The sequence below is a fragment of the Vibrio chemaguriensis genome (genome assembly GCF_012275705.1).
GTDB classification, from domain to species: Bacteria; Pseudomonadota; Gammaproteobacteria; order Enterobacterales; family Vibrionaceae; genus Vibrio; species Vibrio diabolicus.
Window position 1 is genome coordinate 216,838 of sequence record NZ_SHOE01000001.1, and the last position, 19,143, is coordinate 235,980.

General features: G+C 45.4%; 19 protein-coding genes. 8 read left to right on the top strand and 11 right to left on the bottom strand.

What is annotated here, in order from left to right:
• The first annotated feature begins 4 nt into the window (after positions 1-4).
• Together EX191_RS00970 and EX191_RS00975 are read left to right on the top strand one after the other, a co-directional pair.
• Positions 5-397 carry a DUF1353 domain-containing protein gene (locus tag EX191_RS00970; protein WP_114323538.1) on the top strand — a complete coding sequence of 131 codons (393 nt, stop codon included), beginning with the start codon at positions 5-7 and terminating at the stop codon, positions 395-397.
• An 83-nt stretch (positions 398-480) separates the two neighbouring features.
• Positions 481-891, top strand: coding sequence for a GNAT family N-acetyltransferase (locus tag EX191_RS00975; protein ID WP_161444958.1), 411 nt, complete (start codon positions 481-483; stop codon positions 889-891).
• A 73-nt stretch (positions 892-964) separates the two neighbouring features.
• On the opposite strand, the gene EX191_RS00980 is transcribed toward EX191_RS00975, so the two are convergent.
• Complete coding sequence (locus EX191_RS00980) at positions 965-2,740, bottom strand: SulP family inorganic anion transporter (protein ID WP_046875514.1); 1,776 nt, start codon at positions 2,738-2,740, stop codon at positions 965-967.
• Between the two features lie 211 nt (positions 2,741-2,951).
• Positions 2,952-5,396, bottom strand: a complete 2,445-nt coding sequence (gene fadE / locus EX191_RS00985) for an acyl-CoA dehydrogenase FadE (protein ID WP_193446991.1) — start codon at positions 5,394-5,396, stop codon at positions 2,952-2,954.
• A gap of 376 nt (positions 5,397-5,772) precedes the next feature.
• Here fadE and lpcA point away from each other — a divergent pair, with 376 nt between their 5' ends.
• The gene (gene lpcA, locus EX191_RS00990; protein ID WP_005380392.1) at positions 5,773-6,348 is read left to right on the top strand and encodes a D-sedoheptulose 7-phosphate isomerase; all 576 of its coding nucleotides are present in this window, start codon (positions 5,773-5,775) and stop codon (positions 6,346-6,348) included.
• 51 nt (positions 6,349-6,399) lie between these two features.
• The gene (locus EX191_RS00995; RefSeq protein WP_006741678.1) at positions 6,400-7,245 is read left to right on the top strand and encodes a class II glutamine amidotransferase; all 846 of its coding nucleotides are present in this window, start codon (positions 6,400-6,402) and stop codon (positions 7,243-7,245) included.
• 206 nt (positions 7,246-7,451) lie between these two features.
• Here the strand turns inward: EX191_RS00995 and purN are convergent, their stop codons facing one another.
• Positions 7,452-8,108: a phosphoribosylglycinamide formyltransferase gene (purN, locus tag EX191_RS01000; protein WP_193446992.1), complete on the bottom strand. Its 657-nt coding sequence runs from the start codon at positions 8,106-8,108 to the stop codon at positions 7,452-7,454.
• A 151-nt stretch (positions 8,109-8,259) separates the two neighbouring features.
• On the bottom strand, positions 8,260-9,300 hold the full coding sequence (purM, locus tag EX191_RS01005) for a phosphoribosylformylglycinamidine cyclo-ligase (protein ID WP_048625871.1): 1,041 nt from the start codon (positions 9,298-9,300) through the stop codon (positions 8,260-8,262).
• 179 nt (positions 9,301-9,479) lie between these two features.
• On the opposite strand from purM, the gene upp reads away from it, so the two are divergent.
• Positions 9,480-10,106 (top strand): uracil phosphoribosyltransferase, encoded by a 627-nt coding sequence (gene upp, locus EX191_RS01010; RefSeq protein WP_041852906.1) that lies wholly within the window; start codon positions 9,480-9,482, stop codon positions 10,104-10,106.
• Between the two features lie 121 nt (positions 10,107-10,227).
• On the opposite strand, the gene EX191_RS01015 is transcribed toward upp, so the two are convergent.
• On the bottom strand, positions 10,228-11,481 hold the full coding sequence (locus tag EX191_RS01015; protein ID WP_047008859.1) for a uracil-xanthine permease family protein: 1,254 nt from the start codon (positions 11,479-11,481) through the stop codon (positions 10,228-10,230).
• A 365-nt stretch (positions 11,482-11,846) separates the two neighbouring features.
• On the opposite strand from EX191_RS01015, the gene EX191_RS01020 reads away from it, so the two are divergent.
• On the top strand, positions 11,847-13,055 hold the full coding sequence (locus tag EX191_RS01020) for a DUF2066 domain-containing protein (protein ID WP_104969695.1): 1,209 nt from the start codon (positions 11,847-11,849) through the stop codon (positions 13,053-13,055).
• 140 nt (positions 13,056-13,195) lie between these two features.
• Here EX191_RS01020 and EX191_RS01025 read toward each other — a convergent pair whose 3' ends face one another.
• Genes EX191_RS01025 through bepA form a run of 4 tightly spaced genes read right to left on the bottom strand, consistent with a single transcriptional unit; the run spans position 13,196 to position 16,047 of the window.
• Positions 13,196-13,636: a DUF2069 domain-containing protein gene (locus EX191_RS01025; RefSeq protein ID WP_012841511.1), complete on the bottom strand. Its 441-nt coding sequence runs from the start codon at positions 13,634-13,636 to the stop codon at positions 13,196-13,198.
• Between the two features lie 22 nt (positions 13,637-13,658).
• Positions 13,659-14,228, bottom strand: coding sequence for an NAD(P)H:quinone oxidoreductase (gene wrbA, locus EX191_RS01030; RefSeq protein WP_012841512.1), 570 nt, complete (start codon positions 14,226-14,228; stop codon positions 13,659-13,661).
• Positions 14,229-14,579 carry an arsenate reductase (glutaredoxin) gene (arsC, locus tag EX191_RS01035; RefSeq protein WP_005380410.1) on the bottom strand — a complete coding sequence of 117 codons (351 nt, stop codon included), beginning with the start codon at positions 14,577-14,579 and terminating at the stop codon, positions 14,229-14,231.
• A 16-nt stretch (positions 14,580-14,595) separates the two neighbouring features.
• Positions 14,596-16,047, bottom strand: coding sequence for a beta-barrel assembly-enhancing protease (gene bepA, locus EX191_RS01040; protein WP_012841513.1), 1,452 nt, complete (start codon positions 16,045-16,047; stop codon positions 14,596-14,598).
• A gap of 257 nt (positions 16,048-16,304) precedes the next feature.
• Between bepA and EX191_RS01045 the strand changes: the two genes are divergently transcribed.
• Together EX191_RS01045 and EX191_RS01050 are read left to right on the top strand one after the other, a co-directional pair.
• A complete protein-coding gene (locus EX191_RS01045; RefSeq protein ID WP_046875522.1) occupies positions 16,305-16,541 on the top strand; it encodes a sulfurtransferase TusA family protein in 237 nt (78 codons plus the stop codon).
• A 1-nt stretch (position 16,542) separates the two neighbouring features.
• The gene (locus EX191_RS01050; protein WP_193446993.1) at positions 16,543-17,616 is read left to right on the top strand and encodes an AI-2E family transporter; all 1,074 of its coding nucleotides are present in this window, start codon (positions 16,543-16,545) and stop codon (positions 17,614-17,616) included.
• A 76-nt stretch (positions 17,617-17,692) separates the two neighbouring features.
• Here EX191_RS01050 and bcp read toward each other — a convergent pair whose 3' ends face one another.
• On the bottom strand, positions 17,693-18,163 hold the full coding sequence (bcp, locus tag EX191_RS01055; protein ID WP_005380418.1) for a thioredoxin-dependent thiol peroxidase: 471 nt from the start codon (positions 18,161-18,163) through the stop codon (positions 17,693-17,695).
• Between the two features lie 16 nt (positions 18,164-18,179).
• Positions 18,180-18,722: a glycine cleavage system transcriptional repressor gene (locus EX191_RS01060; protein ID WP_012841515.1), complete on the bottom strand. Its 543-nt coding sequence runs from the start codon at positions 18,720-18,722 to the stop codon at positions 18,180-18,182.
• Between the last annotated feature and the right edge of the window lie 421 nt (positions 18,723-19,143).

The window sequence follows — 19,143 nt, forward strand, 5'->3', positions numbered from 1 at the left end:
GGTTATGAAATACAAAAAGCGTCAGAAGTACAAATACACTCTCCACTCTGAAGAAAAGATTGAGACTCGCATTTCAGTGAGTCAGGTGTATGACAGCCCTTTTCTTAGTTTGTCCAAACAAGGCGTGTTAACGATTAAAAAGGGCTATGCATGGGATGGAGCGAGTGGGCCAGCATTAGACACAAAAAACATTATGAAAGCTTCTTTAGTTCATGATGCTCTTTACCAACTCATGAGGGAAGAGGTGTTGCCACAAAGTGCTCGAAAGCATGCGGATATGTTGCTGAGAGAAACATGTTTAGAAAAAGGAATGTCTAGCTTCAGAGCGACTTATATCTATTATGGCGTCAGAGTTGTCGGTGGCTTCTTTTCCAGACCCGACACTTTGTGTGCTTAATGGGAACATCTTTCCAATTTTAACTGTTTATTTATACAGTTTGGTTATGTAAGCTCCAAGGTGATACAAAGGAGTCGTACATAATGACAATAAGATATGAAGAGCATGTGCCAAGCCCGAAAGAATACTGTGATATGCGTGTCAAAGCCGGGCTATCACCCAAATCGTTGAAAGCTGCTGAAATTGGTCTACCCAATTCGTTATATGGTGTATCTGTTCGGGATGAGGGAAAGCTCATTGCAATGGGCCGGATTGTTGGTGACGGGGCGTGTAACTTCGAAATTGTCGACGTTGCCGTTGACCCTGATTATCAAGGTAACGGGTTAGGTAGAAAAGTCATGGAATACATCGACGGTTATCTTTCTTCTGTTGCACTTGAAGGCTCTTACGTTTCTATGATTGCTGATGAGCCGGTCTTTTACGAAAAGCTTGGTTATAGGCTGGTGGCTCCTAAAAGCCAAGGGATGACAAAAAAGTTTAAGCCGAAGGTGTAACACGTATTCAGCTGTGTAAATAAGCAATAGAAAACAGGAGTTTAATTTCCTGTTTTCTATATTAAATTTCTACTTAAGCCACTTCTGGAATTGGTTTGGGTGGCTGCTCTAAATCAGGCTCTTTTTGAACAGTAGGAATTTGTCCCTCACCCACAGCACTGATGTAACAGCCACTAAGTTTAATGGCAAGGTACATATCGGCTCGCAGTAAGATACCTCCTTCACTGGTGCTGATACCAGTAAGCTCACACCATTGACGTAAGCGTCGTTTCCTTCCTGCGAGGATTAAGCGTACGCCTCTCTTTTTTAAAGTATTGTGAATATCTGCCAGTGTTGCCATCACACTGAGATCTAAGTGAGTAAAGCTCGATACGGCGTCGATGACAACGCAACTTGCGTCTTTGTGATGTTCTACTTGCTCTAACACTCGGCGTTTAAAGTAAGGTGCGTTGAAGTAAGTCAGCGGCGAGTTAAAGCGGTAAATCACCATTCCAGGAATAGGCGAAGCTTTTCCTGAGTCGTCGATGGTCCGAATGGTGCCTTTTTCATCCAAGCCAAGTAGCTGATCACTCGGTCGCATGACAATACGTAAAAATTGAAACAGCCCTAGCAGTACCGCCAAAGTGATCCCCGGTATTACACCCACGATCAACACAGAAATAAAAGTAATGATGGCCAGATAAAATGCATCTTTGTCACGAGATTTTAATTTCCAAATTGCTTTAAGATCGAGCAGCGATAGGGACGCAATGATCAATACAACACCAAGTGAAGCGATAGGGATGAACTGTAAAGGCTCGTAAATAAATACCGCAATAATGGCAATGGTGATTGCAGCGACAATCGAAACTAATTGAGATTTACCGCCATTTGCATCATTGACGGCTGTGCGTGAGTCAGCGCCGCTTATCGCGAAACCTTGCGAAAACGCTGAGGCAATGTTGGCAAAACCCAACGCCTGAAACTCTTTATTTGCATCAATATCATAACCGTTTTTAGCCGCGAAACTGCGGGCGGTGAGCATCATGCTAACAAAACTGACAATCGCAAGGTTGAGCGCCGGGACCACTAGTTCACGAACTTCACCTAGCTCAAACTCCGGTGTTTGAAACTGAGGGAAGCCACCTTGAGTGAGTCCGACAACCGATACGCCCATCTCTTGTAAATGGAAAAACCAAACTGACGCAGTAGTTACGAGGATCGCCAGCATGGCAGCAGGCCAAGTTGGTCGGTAGCGTTTGGTGAGCAAATAAACGACAACTGTCACGATACTCAGAGTTACAGTAGGCCAATGAAGCTCGGTTAATCGTTGTGGAGCTTCCCATAAACGTTCCAGTAAATAACGTTGCTCGTATTTCAAACCGACTACTTTCGCAAACTGACCAACGATAATTGTGAGAGCAACACCGTTGAGTAGACCCAAAAGAATCGGACGAGAAAGGAAATCTGCAAACACCCCTAGCTTGAAACGACTGGCCAGTACACACCAAATACCAGTCATCGCTGTCATGGTCATGACTAACTGCCAATGTTTTGTAGGATCACCCGCGGCAAGCGGCGTAACAACGGCGGCAATCACTGCACAGGTTGCTGCATCAGGTCCGACAATGAGTTGTCGAGATGTGCCCATCATGGCGTATACCAACATTGGCAGTACACACGAGTACAGACCGACAATTGCAGATACACCGGTTAGCTGTGCATAAGCTATGGCAACTGGCAGGGCAACCGCGACAACAGAAAAGGCGGCTCTAAAGTCGTTAACAAACCATTCTTTTTGATAATGCTTAAGCTGAACAAGCCCAGGGAACCACTGTGCGAATAATATTTTAGCCAACGGATTTACCATATATGTGAGTGAGTTACTTAAAAGTATACACCGCTTGCTTGGAACGTCTGTGAGTTAGTTATCACTGGAAATCGGGGGGAAGGGTCGGAGTGCGTGGATTTTATTGCGCTTGCGCAGAGGTTCTTCGTGGTGTGAGGTGTTATGAACGCTATTCTGGTAGCAATAAAAAACGGGAGTTGTCACTCCCGTTGTATGGTTTCAGATTAGAGAGTTAAGCAACGCTATCCATCTGAGGGTATAGCGGCTTTGCGGCTAGCAATTCCGGCTCAAAGTCATCAACGTTGATTGTATCCAGACGATGCTGTTCCGCTTCTCTTAGTAGGTCGGCTTCTTCTTGCGTGATAAAGCCTTGCTCTAGCCCTTCCTGAGCAATCATATCCAAACGTAGGAATGGACGACGTTTGCCTTGCGCTTTACATACTTTGTCGAACACTGGCTCAGCTTGAAGAATGACTGACAGGGCAAGCTCAATCTTACCTGCTGCGTTGTGCTCGGTTGGTTCAAGGTACTGACCGCGACCAATGCGTGAGCGCGTTGCACTAGGCGTTTGTAGAATGCGCGCCACTTTGCTGTCTAGTTTATCGCTTGGCGCTTTGCGTACACGACCGAATGGCATGATTAACACGCGCAGTGCACGACCAATCACTTTGTTCGGGAAGTTTGCTAAGAATTCGTCTACCGCCACTTCCGCTTGTTTCAAACTGTCTTGTAGACCCCAGTGTACTAATGGTAAATCTTCGACTGGGCGGCCATCTTGCTCAAAACGTTTCAACGCCGCAGAGCTTAAATATAGCTGGCTTAGAATGTCACCAAGACGCGCTGATAGACGCTCTTTACGCTTCAAAGAGCCACCTAGCACTGCCATTGAGATATCCGATAGCAGAGCAAGGTTTGCACTGTAACGGTTCAATTGTTGGTAGTAACGCTTGGTTGCATCTTTGGTTGGTGATGAAGAACCTAAACCGTCGCTCAAACCAAACCAGATACTGCGTACGAGGTTACTCATGGTAAAGCTCACGTGACCCGCAAGCGCTTTATCGAACTTCTCAACTGCATCGCCAGCGTCAGAATATGCTGCGTTCATTTCTTCAAGAACGTAAGGGTGACAACGAATCGCACCTTGACCAAAGATGATCATTGAGCGTGTTAAAATGTTTGCACCCTCAACCGTTACCGCGATTGGCGCACCTTGGTAACCACGCGCTAGGAAGTTAGAAGGTCCCATACAGATACCTTTACCGCCTACGATGTCCATTGCGTCGATGATGCTTTGCTGACCGCGATGAGTACAGTGGTACTTCACGATAGCTGAGATTACTGATGGCTTTTCACCTAAGTCGATACCTGCCACGGTTAAGTTGCTTGCTGCATCCATCACGTAAGCATTACCACCAAGACGTGCCAATGGCTCTTCTACGCCTTCCATGTGACCGATAGGTTGTTTGAACTGGCGACGAATGCGTGAGTAAGCGCCCGTTGCCATTGCCGCAGTTTTGATGCCACCTGTTGAGTTTGAAGGTAGCGTGATACCACGACCAACCGATAGACACTCAACCAGCATACGCCAACCTTGGCCCGCCATTTTTTCACCACCGATAATGAAATCGATAGGAACAAAGATGTCTTTACCGCGCGTTGGACCATTTTGGAATGGCACATTGAGCGGGAAGTGTCGGTTACCAATCTCAACACCTTTGACATCAGTTGGGATAAGCGCACAAGTGATGCCAAGATCTTCTTTGTCGCCTAGCAAACCTTCAGGATCGCGAAGTTTAAATGCTAAGCCTAGTACCGTTGCGACTGGCGCTAGAGTGATGTAGCGCTTGTTCCAAGTCAGGCGCATACCCAGTACTTCTTTTCCTTCCCATTCCCCTTTACAGACCACACCGTAATCTGGAATAGATCCAGCGTCAGAGCCCGCTTCTGGACTTGTTAGGGCGAAACAAGGGATTTCCTTACCTTCAGCTAGGCGCGGTAAGTAATGGTTTTTCTGATCTTCAGTACCGTAGTGTTGCAGTAGCTCACCAGGACCCAAAGAGTTAGGAACACCAACGGTAGACGATAGAACGCCAGAAACACCCGTTAGTTTTTGTAGTACTAGTGATTGAGCGTATGCTGAGAACTCAAGACCACCGTACTTTTTCTTAATGATCATGGCGAAGAATTTGTGATCTTTCAGGTATTGCCATACTTCTGGCGGTAAGTCCGCGAGTTCGTGAGTCACTTGGAAATCGCTCACCATGGCACACACTTCATTCACTGGACCGTCTAAAAAGGCTTGTTCTTCTGCACTTAATTTAGGTGCGTGAATTGCGTGAAGCTTTTGCCACTCTGGTTTGCCTTTAAATAGCTCGGCTTCCCACCAGACGGTACCTGCGTCTAACGCTTCTTTTTCGGTTTGAGACATAGCTGGCAGCACTTTCTTGAAAAGCGCTAATGCTTTGCGGCTTATCAAAGACTGACGTACGCCAGGAACCGCGAATACAGCGGCAGCAAGAACGTAAATAGCCCAACCAGTAACGCCAACCGCGCCTATTACTGTGAGCGCTAACATAGCTGCTGTGAGTAAACTAATAGATTTCACGAGAGACATGCGGTGGTAGAGCGTAATGCCTAGCACGACCGTCATCGTGATGATTGAGAGCAAGATGTCCATATGTATTTTCCTTTTCAGACTTTATAAGTGTTGTACGTCTGTATGTTAGGTAAGAGGTCTAACCAGTTGGTTTAAGTGTAATCAAAATATTAAGGAAATGTAAAACATAAGATTGGATAAAAAGTGATCTAAGTAGAGTTAAAGTTCTAAAGTTGCGATTTGAGTGATGGTTTCATGAGCAAGTTGACAAGTTTATTACCATCACCAATCTAAATCTGTTGGTTCACTATCGACACTAATTCTCGTTTGTGGGTAAACTCAGAGTAATCAAACCCGAGTTCAGGTTTATGAAATGTCCGATACCAAATTGGTATCAGAACAATTTGCTCAGTGAATCTAGGACTGACTGAAGCCGAAATAATAAAGAGAACGTCTTATGTACCATGATCTGATTAGAAGTGAATTAAACGAAGCTGCTGAAGTGCTCAACAAATTTTTAAGCGATGACCATAACATTGCGCAAATCGAAGCAGCGGCGAAAATGATTGCTGACTCATTCAAGCAAGATGGTAAAGTACTGTCATGTGGTAACGGTGGTTCTCACTGTGATTCGATGCACTTTGCCGAAGAGTTAACAGGCCGTTACCGAGAAAACCGTCCTGGCTATGCTGGTATTGCTATTTCAGATCCAAGCCACCTTTCTTGCGTGAGTAATGACTTTGGTTATGACTTCGTGTTTTCCCGTTATGTAGAAGCGGTTGGCCGAAAAGGTGACGTCCTGTTTGGTCTGTCGACTTCAGGTAACTCAGGTAACATCCTGAAAGCGATTGAAGCGGCGCAAGCGAAAGGCATGAAGACGATTGCGCTAACAGGCAAAGATGGCGGCAAAATGGCAGGGCTTGCCGATATTGAAATCCGCGTGCCACACTTTGGTTATGCGGACCGCATTCAGGAAATTCATATTAAGATTATTCATATCATCATTCAGTTGATTGAAAAAGAGATGGAATAGTCGTTTCACGGCCACCTTTTCGAGCTGTGTTGTTAGGGAGTTTTTTAAATCATGTGTGAATTGCTCGGTATGAGCGCTAATGTTCCGACGGATATTTGTTTCAGTTTTACCGGGCTCATGCAGCGTGGAGGTCGAACTGGCCCACACCGTGACGGATGGGGAATTACCTTCTACGAAGGGAAAGGTTTTCGAACTTTCAAAGATCCCAAGCCAAGTTGTGAGTCGCAAATTGCAGAGTTAGTGCAAAATTATCCCATCAAAAGTCGCGCTGTCGTTAGCCATATCCGACAGGCGAATCGTGGCGGCGTTAATTTAGAAAATACTCACCCTTTTACACGTGAGCTGTGGGGGAGGTATTGGACGTTTGCGCACAACGGTCAGCTCTCAGGCTATCAAGACTTACATACGGGTCGACACCGACCTGTCGGTGAGACAGATAGTGAACTGGCCTTTTGTTGGTTACTGAAGCAAATGGAAGATCGATATCCTGAGCCGCCAAAGGATATGGAATCGGTATTCTTATATGTTGCTAAATGTTGTGATGAGCTAAGAGAGAAGGGTGTATTTAACATGCTTCTGAGTGATGGTGAGTATGTAATGACGTATTGCACCAATCACTTGTATTGGATCACGAGACGCGCACCGTTTGGTAAAGCCGCTTTGCTTGATGAAGATGTGGAAATTAACTTCCAAGAAGAAACAACGCCACATGACATTGTTTCTGTGATCGCGACTCAACCTTTAACGGGTAACGAAGCTTGGCAGCGGATGAAACCTGGCGAGTACGGCTTGTTTCACCTAGGTGAACTAGTGAAAAACAATGCCTCTGAACTGGTGAATGTGCCGTTTGCAGCGGCGAAACCGGGCAATCAGGCGCCAACTGAGCCGTTAGAATAGCGGTTAATTCGGAACAACTCGTAAAGCTCGCTTAATCGCGAGCTTTATTTTTATACGTTTTCAACCGAATGCGGATACTGGTGAACTCTCATACTTTCTAGCTTCCTAGTCTCGCTACGGCTTTCTTGAATCAAGTTTATATGTTTCAAAATAACAAAAGGCAGCTCTCAGGCTGCTCTTTTGTGTTTGGAGTTTAGTATTCAGGACTACTCATCGGAGGCGTAGCCGTGTGCGCCAAGTTCTGCGCCATCTAAATAGGCTTTACCATCCTTCATGATCAACCGCTCGTCTACCAACCACTTAGCCACCATAGGGTAGATTCGGTGCTCCTGAGCCTGCACACGTGCTGCAAGTACACTAGCATTATCGTCTTCGAACACCGGAACTTTTGCTTGCAGTATGACAGGGCCACCATCAAGCTCTTCCGTTACAAAGTGCACACTCGTACCATGTTCTTTGTCGCCAGCATCTATTGCTCTCTGGTGTGTGTGTAGCCCAGGATATTTTGGTAGAAGAGAAGGGTGGATATTGATCATCTTACCCATGTAATGAGAAACAAACTCGCTGCTCAGAATACGCATGTAGCCCGCCAGAATAATCACGTCTGGTTGGTACTCATCGATTTGACTCATTAGCTCTGCATCAAAGCTTTCACGCGAGTCGAATGCTTTAGGGTCGACAAAGTGACCGTCTACATCAAAGTTTTTTGCACGTTCTAAACCAAAAGCATCTGCTTTGTTAGAGAACACGGCTGCCACTCGTGCGTTTGGCATGCTGTCTTCGCAAGCTTTCAAGATAGCTTGCAGGTTACTTCCGTTACCCGAGATGAGGACCACAATGTTTTTTAGGGTATGGTTTTTCATGATGTCGAGAGTGCCTTGGTATGGTAGGTTGGAGTTATGTAGCTTCTAAACTACCTACTAATAGAATGGTTTTTAGTGTTCTAGATAGCAAAATGAGGACCTAGTCATCTAGTGTCCTCATTCTTTTTATCTTGTGAGCTCGATTTGCAAATTATTGGATTTCAACTTGCTCTTCGTTCGCTTCAGCTTGCGCGATTTGACCAATAACCCATGCGTTTTCACCTTCTTCTTGAAGAAGAGCAACCGCGGCTTCCGCTTGGTCTTTAGGTAGTGCAACGATTAGACCCACACCACAGTTGAACGTACGGTACATTTCGTGTGTGTCGACGTTGCCTTTCTCTTGTAGCCACTTGAAGATCACTGGCCATTCCCAGCTGTTACCATCGATAACTGCTTTTGTGCCTTCAGGCAGCACACGTGGGATGTTTTCCCAGAAACCACCACCAGTGATATGAGAAATCGCATGGATGTCGTGTTTCTCAATCATCTTAAGTGCTGATTTGATGTAAATCTTCGTTGGTTCTAGTAGGTGCTCACCGATAGTGCGACCTGCTAGTTCTTCGTTCTTATCTGCACCAGATACTTCTAGGATTTTACGGATAAGGGAGTAACCGTTTGAGTGTGGACCGCTTGAGCCAACAGCGATAAGTGCATCACCAGCAGCGACTTTCGTGCCGTCGATCACGTCTTCTTTTTCGACTACGCCAACACAGAAACCAGCTACGTCGTAGTCTTCGCCTTCATACATGCCAGGCATCTCGGCAGTTTCGCCACCAATTAGGGCGCAACCTGCTTGAATACAGCCTTCCGCGATACCTGAAACAACATCCGCTGCGGTATCAACGTCTAGCTTGCCTGTTGCGTAATAATCTAGGAAGAACAGTGGCTCTGCGCCTTGCACGATAAGATCATTTACACACATCGCAACAAGGTCGATGCCGATAGTGTCGTGCTTGTTCATATCCAGTGCTAGGCGAAGCTTAGTACCTACGCCATCAGTACCAGAAACCAGTACAGGTTGTTTGTATTTGGTTGGCAATTCGCATAGCGCGCCAAAACCACCGATACCACCCATAACTTCAGGGCGACGAGTACGTTTTACCGCACCCTTAATACGATCCACAAGCGCGTTGCCTGCATCAATATCTACACCAGCGTCTTTATAGCTAAGAGAAGAGTTGTTACCACTCACAGGGAAGTCCTCGGTATTAAGTTGGATATGAAAACGGCGCTATTCTAACAGTGCTTAAACATAGATAGCAAACGTTTGCGTCTGTTTTTTTCTTTAGTGATTTATCCTGATATCCCTGTAAAAATCATGTATAATCTGAAGGTTTGTTTAAATATTGCCAACTATAGCCGGAGATGGACATGAAAGTTGTTGAAGTAAAGCACCCTCTAGTAAAACATAAAATTGGTCTAATGAGAGAAGGTGACATCAGCACAAAACGTTTTCGTGAGTTAGCGACTGAGGTCGGTAGCCTACTTACTTACGAAGCAACGTCAGACTTTGAAACAGAAAAAGTGACCATTGATGGTTGGAACGGTCCGGTAGAAGTAGACCAAATTAAAGGTAAAAAAGTAACCGTAGTACCAATCCTACGTGCAGGTCTAGGCATGATGGACGGTGTTCTTGAGCACATGCCAAGCGCACGTATCAGTGTTGTTGGTATTTACCGTGATGAAGAAACACTTGAGCCAGTTCCTTACTTCAACAAGCTTGCTTCTAACATCGATGAGCGTATTGCGCTTGTTGTTGACCCAATGCTTGCAACGGGTGGTTCTATGATTGCTACGATTGATCTTCTAAAAGAGAAAGGTTGTAACCAAATCAAAGTGTTGGTACTTGTTGCTGCACCAGAAGGTATTGAAGCGCTAGAAAAAGCACACCCAGATGTGGAGCTATACACTGCGGCAATCGATGAGAAGCTAAATGACAAAGGCTACATCGTACCGGGTCTAGGTGATGCAGGTGATAAGATCTTCGGTACTAAGTAATTCTTTAATGTATTACTACGACTGAACAGAAAAAACAAAGGCTTGGTGAAAACCAAGCCTTTTTTATATCTATAATACGAGAAGAATAAAATGTGCCACTCAGTAAAGCAGCGCAGACGCACTATTTCGCGTTCTCTTCTTCCATTTGTGCGTTATCTACAACGTGGTTTTCACCTAAATCGTTTGGTAGCACAAGGTTAAGAATAATTGCCACGATACCGCATAGGCTCACACCTTGTAGGCTGAACTCGCCAATACCGAAAGCCATACCGCCAATACCAAATACAAGTGTTACGGCAACGATCACTAGGTTGCGAGACTTATGTAAATCAACGTTATTCTTGATCAGTGTGTTGAGGCCTACTGTGGCGATAGAGCCGAACAGCAGAATCATGATACCGCCCATGACAGGTACTGGAATCGTTTGAAGAACCGCGCCTAGCTTACCTACCAATGCAAGTACGATTGCAGTGATCGCAGCCCAAGTCATGATCACAGGGTTAAATGCTTTGGTTAGCATTACCGCTCCTGTAACTTCACTGTAAGTGGTGTTTGGTGGAGCACCCACCATCGAGGCTGCGATAGTTGCCACCCCGTCACCTGCGATTGTGCGATGAAGGCCAGGTTTTTTCAGGTAGTTTTTACCTGTAACGTTTGAGATAGCAAGCATGTCACCTACGTGCTCTACCGCAGGTGCGATAGCGACAGGAATCATGAACAAGATTGCGTTTATGTTGAACTCTGGCGCGGTGAAGTTTGGCATAGCTAGCCAAGCCGCTTGTGTTACAGGAGTGAAATCAACCACCCCGTAGAATAGAGAAACAGAGTAACCAGCAAGAATACCACCAACAATAGGAACGAGCTTCAAGAAGCCTTTTGCAAACACGCTTAGTACAATGGTTGTGAGCAGTGAGACCGCCGAGATGATGATCGCAGCATCACCATTAACAAGCTGTGCAGCACCATCACCGGTTTTACCTACCGCCATGTTCACTGCTGTTGGAGCAAGGCCAAGACCAATCACCATGATCACAGGGCCAACGACAACAGGGGGGAGAATTTTATGGATAAATCCAACACCACGCACTTTGATCATCGCCCCTAGAGCCACATAAACCAGGCCCGCTGCCATTAAGCCGCCCATCGTTGCGCCGATACCCCAAGTTTGGATACCGAACATAATAGGAGCAATAAACGCAAAAGAAGAGGCAAGGAAGATGGGAACAGAACGTTTAGTCATTAATTGGAAGAGGAGAGTACCGACACCGGCACCAAAGAGGGCGACATTTGGATCAAGGCCAGTTAGCAGCGGCACAAGCACCAAAGCACCAAAAGCGACAAAGAGCATTTGAGCGCCTTGTAACGCGTTTTTCATAATAATTCCCTATTTTCAAGATACGCAGACAAATCTGGCGAATACTATCATCCTGCAATCGTTTGCAACGTTGCATGGATCAAACTTTCGATTGAATCTTTCCCATAAATAGCGTTTTTGAGAGTTAGTTGCTTGCAAATTGGCCTCTTTTACGAGTCTTGCGTGACGATGAAAAATGAACTGTCTAACTTGTTGAGATAGCTGGATAAGCAATGAGTTTATTATGAAAAACAACGCTAGAGTGCTCGTTGAGACCCGAGTTAACAAAGCTGGTCATAATACAGACAATTTACTCAGTACTTACCTTGCTCAAGATTTGATAGTTGCTTATTATTCGGGTTCTTGTTCAGAGGATTATAAAAACTATGCGCTATTTAGCTCTCTTACTGATAGGTTGGTTGTCCCTACCAGTATATGCATTAACTCAGGTGGATATCTATCGTGCCGAAGTGGTTATCGACAGTGAGCAGAACGACGGTGAGTCTCTGGCTCGTCAACAAGGTATGCAGGATGTGATTGTTCGAGCGACCGGTTCTCAATCCTCTTTAAGCAATCCAGTGATAAAAAAGGCACTTGGTTCAAGTGCGCGTTACATTTCCCAACTGAGCTATGGGCAGGTTGATGGAAAAGCGAGCTTAAAAATGTTGTTTAACAGTGACCAAATCAGCTCGCTTTTAACACAAGCACAATTGCCATCTTGGTCGCCAAATCGCGCCAATATTTTGGTTTGGATGGTGGAAGAGCAGGACTACGATCGTAATATTGCTTGGGAGCATTCCGACTCTTCAAACGTTGTAGCACTTCGCAGTGCTGCGAAATCGAGAGGCTTGCCGATCACGATCCCGGTTGGTGATTTTGATGATGTAACTGGTGTTAATGTTTCTGATCTTTGGGGCGGCTTTATTGAGCCCATTGGCCAAGCCAGTCAGCGATACCCAGCGGATGCCGTTTTAGTTGTGCGCGCTCAGGGTGAACAAATTCGCTGGACGTTATACGATCAATCACCAATGAGAATTGTTGAAGCACAACGCTCTCCGCGTAACGGTTCCGCATCAGGCGCTAATGCCATTGCTGAGATGGTTGATGGCATCGCTGACTACTACGCGAGTAAGAGCGCAGTAGTAGTATCTGGAAAATCTTCAAAAGCGTTGGCGGTGAAAGTCCTTAATGTAACGTCTGCCACGGACTTCTTCCGTTTAGAGAATGCGTTAAAACAACTTAATTCAGTTGCGGGTACGGAAATTAAGCGTGTCCAAGGTGATGAGCTGACGCTCAACATCCATCTTTTGGCATCTCAACAAGCTTTTGAGAAAGAAGCTTCTTCTATTTCTCAATTAATGGTTTTTGAAGATCCTTTGGGTGAAGTTGATGCCCCAGCTTTAACTCAAGAAGCAGAGCCAATCGCTCCGATGAATGAAGCTAAAGATACAGCTATGGTCGAAAAAGTGCAGTCTGAAGTGCCTGCGGATATCGCGGCGGAAGCAAAGGACGAAACGCAACCAACTCAGCCGATGATTGTGGAGCCTGTCCGAGAACAGTATGACTTGATCTACGAGTGGCGCTCGGCATCGTAATCGCATTGATAGCTTTCCAAGCGTGAAGCGCAAGGATCAAACACCAATGTGGTAAGCGTAAAAAAGAGTCGCAATAGCGACTCTTTTTGTTTTCTAAATTCGTATTCGAACCAATGCTCAGTGATTGACTGCGATTGTCGTTATTTATTGAATTTCGCTTTTTCTTCTTTTTCTACTTGAGAGAGGCGCTTCAACTTAAGACCTAGCTCTTTGCCTCTCGCTCTAGCAAACAAAATATTGCCAGCGAAACCGAGTGAAGTCAGGAGCAACTCTACTGCCGCAAGCCAACGTTCTCCACCATCCACATAAAGGATGGTCAGCGCATGCAAGAAATACAGCATAAGAACAAAGTTAGCCCAAGCATGAGTGTAAGGCTTGCCGGCCAAAATACCAGGCAACGGAAGTAATAGCGGAATACACCAAGCAATAGCAAGTGTTGTGCTGCTGAGGTGAGGGTGAGGGGACAACGCAAGCTGCCAAATAGCGACCCAGGCCAATAAGGCTAAGTTGCCAAATAAAGCCAGGTAACGATAGGTTTTAGCCTGTGTACCGAGTGGTGTTTGGTCTAAAGAGTCAGACATCGATTAACTATCCTTGATTTTACTAACAGACTTTTAGTTTTAACGCTGCAGTTGCCAGCCTTTTGCCTAATTGTTGTGCCAGACGAATCTCTTCACTGCTGAGGGTTGCCTCATGGCCTACACTGCTGGCGCCATACGGAGTGCCTCCGGACTGCGTAGTGTGTAACTCTGGTTCGGCATAAGGAATGCCCAAAACCATCATCCCGTGATGCAATAAAGGGGTCATCATGCTTTGTAACGTTGTTTCTTGACCACCATGCATCGAAGAGGAAGAGGTAAAGACACAAGCTGGCTTATCGATTAAGTCACCACTGACCCATAAAGATGTAGTCTGATCCCAGAAGTGCTTTAAAGGCGCAGCCATGTTGCCAAACCAGACGGGACTGCCAAACGCTAGACCGTCGCACGTTTTCAGTTCCTCTAGAGTAACAATTGGATCAGAAGGGGAGTGTGAGTGAGGTGACAATTCTTCAACTGTACGCAAAATTGCTTGGCATTGAGGAGTCGATTCGACTCCTCTTGCTATCTGTCTTGCCAGTTGTTTTGTCGAGCCGTGACGGCTGAAATACAAAATAAGGATCTGGCAATCCATTTATAGAATATCCAACACTTGCTCTGGTGGTCGACCAATTTTCGCTTTGCCGTTGGCAACTACCACCGGACGCTCAAATAATTTTGGATTTTTCGCCATTGCTTCGAACAATTGCTCATCGCTAACAGAGTCTTCGCCTAGGCCAAGTTCTTTGTATTCGCTTTCTTTGGTGCGCATCATTTCACGTACAGATGAAAAGCCAAGTTGTGCGTACAGCGCTTTTAGCTCATCTACGTTAAGTGGTGTGTCTAGGTATTTGACGACTTCCGGTGTAACACCATTTTGCTCAAGCAGTTCAAGTGTTTGACGGCTCTTTGAGCAACGAGGGTTGTGATAAATCACGACTGACATGGTTTTCTCCATTTCGTTATTGTAATGCCATGAATCGATCTCTTTGGATCATGAGTTGGTCAATACGGGCATCGTATCGAGCTTGCTCTAAGCTGCCCAACTTGGCCATTTTACTTGCTTCACTATAATATTGAATCGCTTTATTCCAGTTTGCTCGCAACGCCAAAATTTCCGCTCGCGCAGCCAACTCTTCATCACTACGTCCTAGCGCGTGGTAGCTCTTCGATATTAGGTGCCAGCCATTTGTATCTTCAGGATAATCATGAGTGTATCGCTGAAGAACTCGCGTGGCTTGATCGTTTTTATTGTCCTCAAGTAGTGCATTGGCATAGTTAATGGTCAATACTTTATTTTGAGGGTTCCGAGATAACGCTTTACGGAGCATCTCGGTTGCTTTTTCTGGCTGCTTCTTCTCGATATATAAATCCGTCATAGCATCCAAGTAGAACGGGTTACTTGGGTCCTGCTCCAGCAACTTTTTCAAAATAGGTTCCGCTTGAGACAAGCGTTTGCTGTCTAAATGTACGAGTGCTCGCCCATAGTCAAAAGCAGGTGTAATGTCCGCAGAGGCTTTCTTTTGAGTTCGCTCAAACCAGCCTAAAGCAGCTTGTCCGTCAATGCCGGCGTACCGCGCAACAATGCGCGCACGCGCTAGGTGATAGTCTATTGAAGGCACAACTCGCATTGGTGGATAGGTCCTTGCTCGCGCACGGCTATCGGTAATTCGATCTTCAGGTAGTGGGTGAGTCAGTAGCATTGGCGGCGGTTTACTCGCATAACGATATTCATCTGCAAGACGGCCAAAAAAACGTGGCATTGCTTGAACATCAAAACCAGCTTTTGCCAATGTCGAAATACCAAAGCGGTCCGCTTCTTTCTCATTTGCGCGAGTGTAGTTGATTTGGCTTTGCATGTTACCTGCGGTTGCCGCCGTAATTGCAGCCATCCCCGCTTCTGGTGAGGCTATCGAAAGCAGTAATGCGCCAGCGAGTGCAGCTAATGTGGCCGGAGAGCGACGTGCTTGCTCTTCCATGCTGCGCGCAAGGTGGCGTTGTGTGACGTGCGCAATCTCGTGAGCAACAACAGAGGCTAACTCGCTTTCTGAACGTGCATGAAGAAACAACCCAGAGTGCAACGCTACGTAACCACCAAAAAACGCGAACGCGTTAATATTGCGGTCGCGAATCATAAAGAAGTGAAACGGCGTTTTTACATCGTTCGCATTGGCTACTAATCTGTGCCCGAGAGCGTCAATATACTCATTGATAACAGGATCATTAACGATAGGTTTACTGGCTCTGAGCATTCGCATATAGGCGTCGCCGTAAATCAACTCTTGGTCTATTGAGAGCGTACCACCAGCAGCCGTACCAATGTCTGGCAAGTCAATGCTATTGGCATAGGTTGTCGGCGAACTGATTGCAGCTGCAAGACATAAGCAAACTAGCGAGCGAGTGCGTTTTAACATACGTTTAAAAGGTTCTCCAAAATACATAAGCATGTGGTTAGAGGCTGAGAACCTCTCAACAGCGCCACATGCGTTTTGGTTATCCGCGAGGATATAAGCTAGCAATAAGACCGGAAATAAATGAATTGGTTTCGTAAATTATTTTATATCCGAGTCATTTCAGCATGTGGTTAAATCATGTCAGAAGTGCTAGCACCAGCTCAAAAAGCCGTTACAATACAACCCTATCATAAGTGCAGAGCAATACAATGGAATCCATGTTACTTGATTTGCGTGAACAACGTTGCCCTATGGCACTGTTACTTGCAAAGCGTCACGCTGCTGAAGTCTTTCAAGGAGAAACGCAGCAGTATCATCAACTTGTTATTCAAGTGGTGGATAACAGCTCTAAACGAGACATTGTGAACTATCTCAGTGCCCAAGGGTACTCAGTTGATTGCCAATCTACATCAGAGCACTACACATTGACTGTATTCAATAAGGAATCCGCATAAGATGTTTGAAATGGTTAGTCGTTGGTATAAACGACGTTTCTCAGACCCTCATGCAGTAAGTCTCGTCGCGATCTTGCTGTTTGGTTTTATCACCATTTACTTCTTTGGGCATTTGATTGCGCCATTGCTTGTCGCGATCGTTTTGGCTTATTTACTTGAATGGCCAGTCGTAAAAATGTGTCGCATGGGCGTGCCGCGCACTTTGTCGGTCATCATCGTGATCTTAATGTTCGTTGGATTGATGTTGATCGCTTTGTTTGGTTTGGTTCCGACGATTTGGACTCAGGTCGGTAATCTAATTAACGATATTCCAAACATGTACAACGGGTTACAAAAGTTTATTGTCACGCTACCAGAACGTCATCCTGAGTTAGCAAACTTAGAAATTGTAGAAACCGTGGTGACAAATGCCAAAAACCAAGCGTTGGGACTTGGTGAGAGTGTAGTAAAAGGCTCACTTGCGTCATTAGTCAGTATTGCGACGCTAGCGGTATACCTGATTTTAGTGCCACTACTTATCTTCTTCTTACTGAAAGACAAAGAAGAGATGCTAAGAATCGCGAGTGGTGTTTTGCCGAAAAACCGTAAACTCGCGAATAAAGTTTGGCATGAAATGAACGAGCAGATCTCCAATTACATTCGCGGTAAAGTGCTCGAGATTTTAATCGTGGGTGGCGTGAGTTACGTGACTTTTGCCATTTTAGATCTTCGCTATTCGGCGCTGCTTGCCGTAGCTGTCGGTCTATCTGTGTTAATTCCTTATATCGGCGCGGCTGCTGTAACCGTGCCTGTCGCCATCGTTGGTCTGTTCCAATGGGGTCTTGCACCTCCGTTTTATTGGTTGCTGCTTGCTTACGGTATTATCCAAGCGCTGGATGGTAATGTGTTGGTTCCTGTTCTGTTTTCCGAGGCAGTAAATTTACACCCAGTTGCCATCATTGTGGCAGTGTTAGTCTTCGGTGGCTTGTGGGGTTTTTGGGGCGTATTCTTCGCCATTCCGTTGGCGACACTAGTTAAAGCCGTATGGCATGCCTTACCAAGTACGGAAGAAAACGAATCAGTCGAACAAGAGTAGGCGTTACCAAAGTACGATGCTCAAAAGAAAGCCCAGCAGTTTGCTGGGCTTTTTGTTATTTGAGAACGGATCGCGCTTATGCGTTTTCGTTCAGGTAATTTAATACGACTTCGTGGTGATCTTTGGTTTTGAACTTGTTGAACACGTGTTCAATTACGCCTTCTTCATTGATCAGGAAGCTAATGCGGTGAAGACCATCATATACTTTACCCATGAATTTCTTTTCGCCCCAAACGCCAAATTGGTCTGCAACGGCATGATCTTCGTCAGAAAGCAGGGTGAAGTTTAAATCATCACGCTCGATGAATTTGCCTAGGCGCTTTACAGGGTCGATGCTTACGCCGAGTACTACTACGTTATGTGCATCGAGTTCAGCTTTGATGTCACGAAGGCCTTTTGCTTGTGTAGTGCAACCCGGCGTCATCGCCTTAGGGTAAAAGTAGAAAAGTACTTTCTTGCCTTTAAAGTCTTCAAGAGAAACGGTATTTCCGTCTTGGTCGAGCAAAGAGAAGGCTGGCGCTGGCGAGCCTGCTGTCAGCGTATTCATTTTGATTTCCTTTACTTTATAGTGTGTTTTTAATGAAATTCAGAGAACCTTGTACGTTGAGCGACTGACAAAGTTCATCGAAATCTTCTTGTAATTGCATTAAGTTACAATCCGCACTTACTGATGCGGTAATCGCAATGTGGAATTGGTCGGCATCAAGTTGAATTTTCGACTTACTGATAGTTTGGGCACTAAGAGAGTCCAAACCAATCTGTTGATCCGCGAAGAACTTAGTAAACTTTTCAGTCAGACCTGGGCGGTCTTCAGACTCAATAAACACTTCCATTGTGTAGCTGTTGTCGAGCAATTCGTGCGCCGACGTACGCTTCATAATCGTAATCAGGTCATGCTCTTGGCCAAGTAGGGGCAATTGCGTTTCTACTCGAGTCACACTGCTGGCGTTCCCAGTTAGGAGCATGATCAGGGTAAATTCACTTCCAAAGATAGCGATACGGCTATCGACTATGTTACAACCGGCTTGAGTAACGAGGTGTACGACTTGGTTACAAATGCCTGGACGGTCCGTTCCAACTGCTGTAAGTACCAGATGTTGCTTCATAAATGAGCTTCTTGTCCTTTCTTCAATAGAGAGATGTTAGCACAGATATTGCAGAGAAATATCGAGTCAGTTCTTTTTTTAGTTTACAAAAAAGCAGGTTGGCTCTTGAGGTGAACGATCGGAGGCAAGCAGTAAACGATGGAGTTGAGGGAACAAAACGTTTGCATGATGTGCTTGCGTGTTGTTTGGTCTTTTTATTCACTCAGGTCTGACTTGGTGAGCACGACCAAAGAGTATATTTTCCTGGCTTGTGCACTTCAGTATTTTCCAAATCACTGATAGATTCTAAAGTCACTCGAAAGCCCAACACGATTATCAATATTGCCGCTAATCAAACCAAATAGAGCAATTAAGTTGCTAGACCTCTAACAACTGATAATTATTCATTCATTTGTACTTTGTAAGCGAGTTTACGCTCTTG

Excerpts from the sequence above, each read along its gene's own strand:
- EX191_RS00970 (WP_114323538.1), top strand. The coding sequence starts at position 5 with ATGAAATACAAAAAGCGTCAGAAGTACAAATACACTCTCCACTCTGAA.
- EX191_RS00975 (WP_161444958.1), top strand. The coding sequence starts at position 481 with ATGACAATAAGATATGAAGAGCATGTGCCAAGCCCGAAAGAATACTGT.
- EX191_RS00980 (WP_046875514.1), bottom strand. The coding sequence starts at position 2,740 with ATGGTAAATCCGTTGGCTAAAATATTATTCGCACAGTGGTTCCCTGGG.
- fadE (WP_193446991.1), bottom strand. The coding sequence starts at position 5,396 with ATGGACATCTTGCTCTCAATCATCACGATGACGGTCGTGCTAGGCATT.
- lpcA (WP_005380392.1), top strand. The coding sequence starts at position 5,773 with ATGTACCATGATCTGATTAGAAGTGAATTAAACGAAGCTGCTGAAGTG.
- EX191_RS00995 (WP_006741678.1), top strand. The coding sequence starts at position 6,400 with ATGTGTGAATTGCTCGGTATGAGCGCTAATGTTCCGACGGATATTTGT.
- purN (WP_193446992.1), bottom strand. The coding sequence starts at position 8,108 with ATGAAAAACCATACCCTAAAAAACATTGTGGTCCTCATCTCGGGTAAC.
- upp (WP_041852906.1), top strand. The coding sequence starts at position 9,480 with ATGAAAGTTGTTGAAGTAAAGCACCCTCTAGTAAAACATAAAATTGGT.
- EX191_RS01015 (WP_047008859.1), bottom strand. The coding sequence starts at position 11,481 with ATGAAAAACGCGTTACAAGGCGCTCAAATGCTCTTTGTCGCTTTTGGT.
- EX191_RS01020 (WP_104969695.1), top strand. The coding sequence starts at position 11,847 with ATGCGCTATTTAGCTCTCTTACTGATAGGTTGGTTGTCCCTACCAGTA.
- EX191_RS01025 (WP_012841511.1), bottom strand. The coding sequence starts at position 13,636 with ATGTCTGACTCTTTAGACCAAACACCACTCGGTACACAGGCTAAAACC.
- wrbA (WP_012841512.1), bottom strand. The coding sequence starts at position 14,228 with ATGGATTGCCAGATCCTTATTTTGTATTTCAGCCGTCACGGCTCGACA.
- arsC (WP_005380410.1), bottom strand. The coding sequence starts at position 14,579 with ATGTCAGTCGTGATTTATCACAACCCTCGTTGCTCAAAGAGCCGTCAA.
- bepA (WP_012841513.1), bottom strand. The coding sequence starts at position 16,047 with ATGTTAAAACGCACTCGCTCGCTAGTTTGCTTATGTCTTGCAGCTGCA.
- EX191_RS01045 (WP_046875522.1), top strand. The coding sequence starts at position 16,305 with ATGTTACTTGATTTGCGTGAACAACGTTGCCCTATGGCACTGTTACTT.
- EX191_RS01050 (WP_193446993.1), top strand. The coding sequence starts at position 16,543 with ATGTTTGAAATGGTTAGTCGTTGGTATAAACGACGTTTCTCAGACCCT.
- bcp (WP_005380418.1), bottom strand. The coding sequence starts at position 18,163 with ATGAATACGCTGACAGCAGGCTCGCCAGCGCCAGCCTTCTCTTTGCTC.
- EX191_RS01060 (WP_012841515.1), bottom strand. The coding sequence starts at position 18,722 with ATGAAGCAACATCTGGTACTTACAGCAGTTGGAACGGACCGTCCAGGC.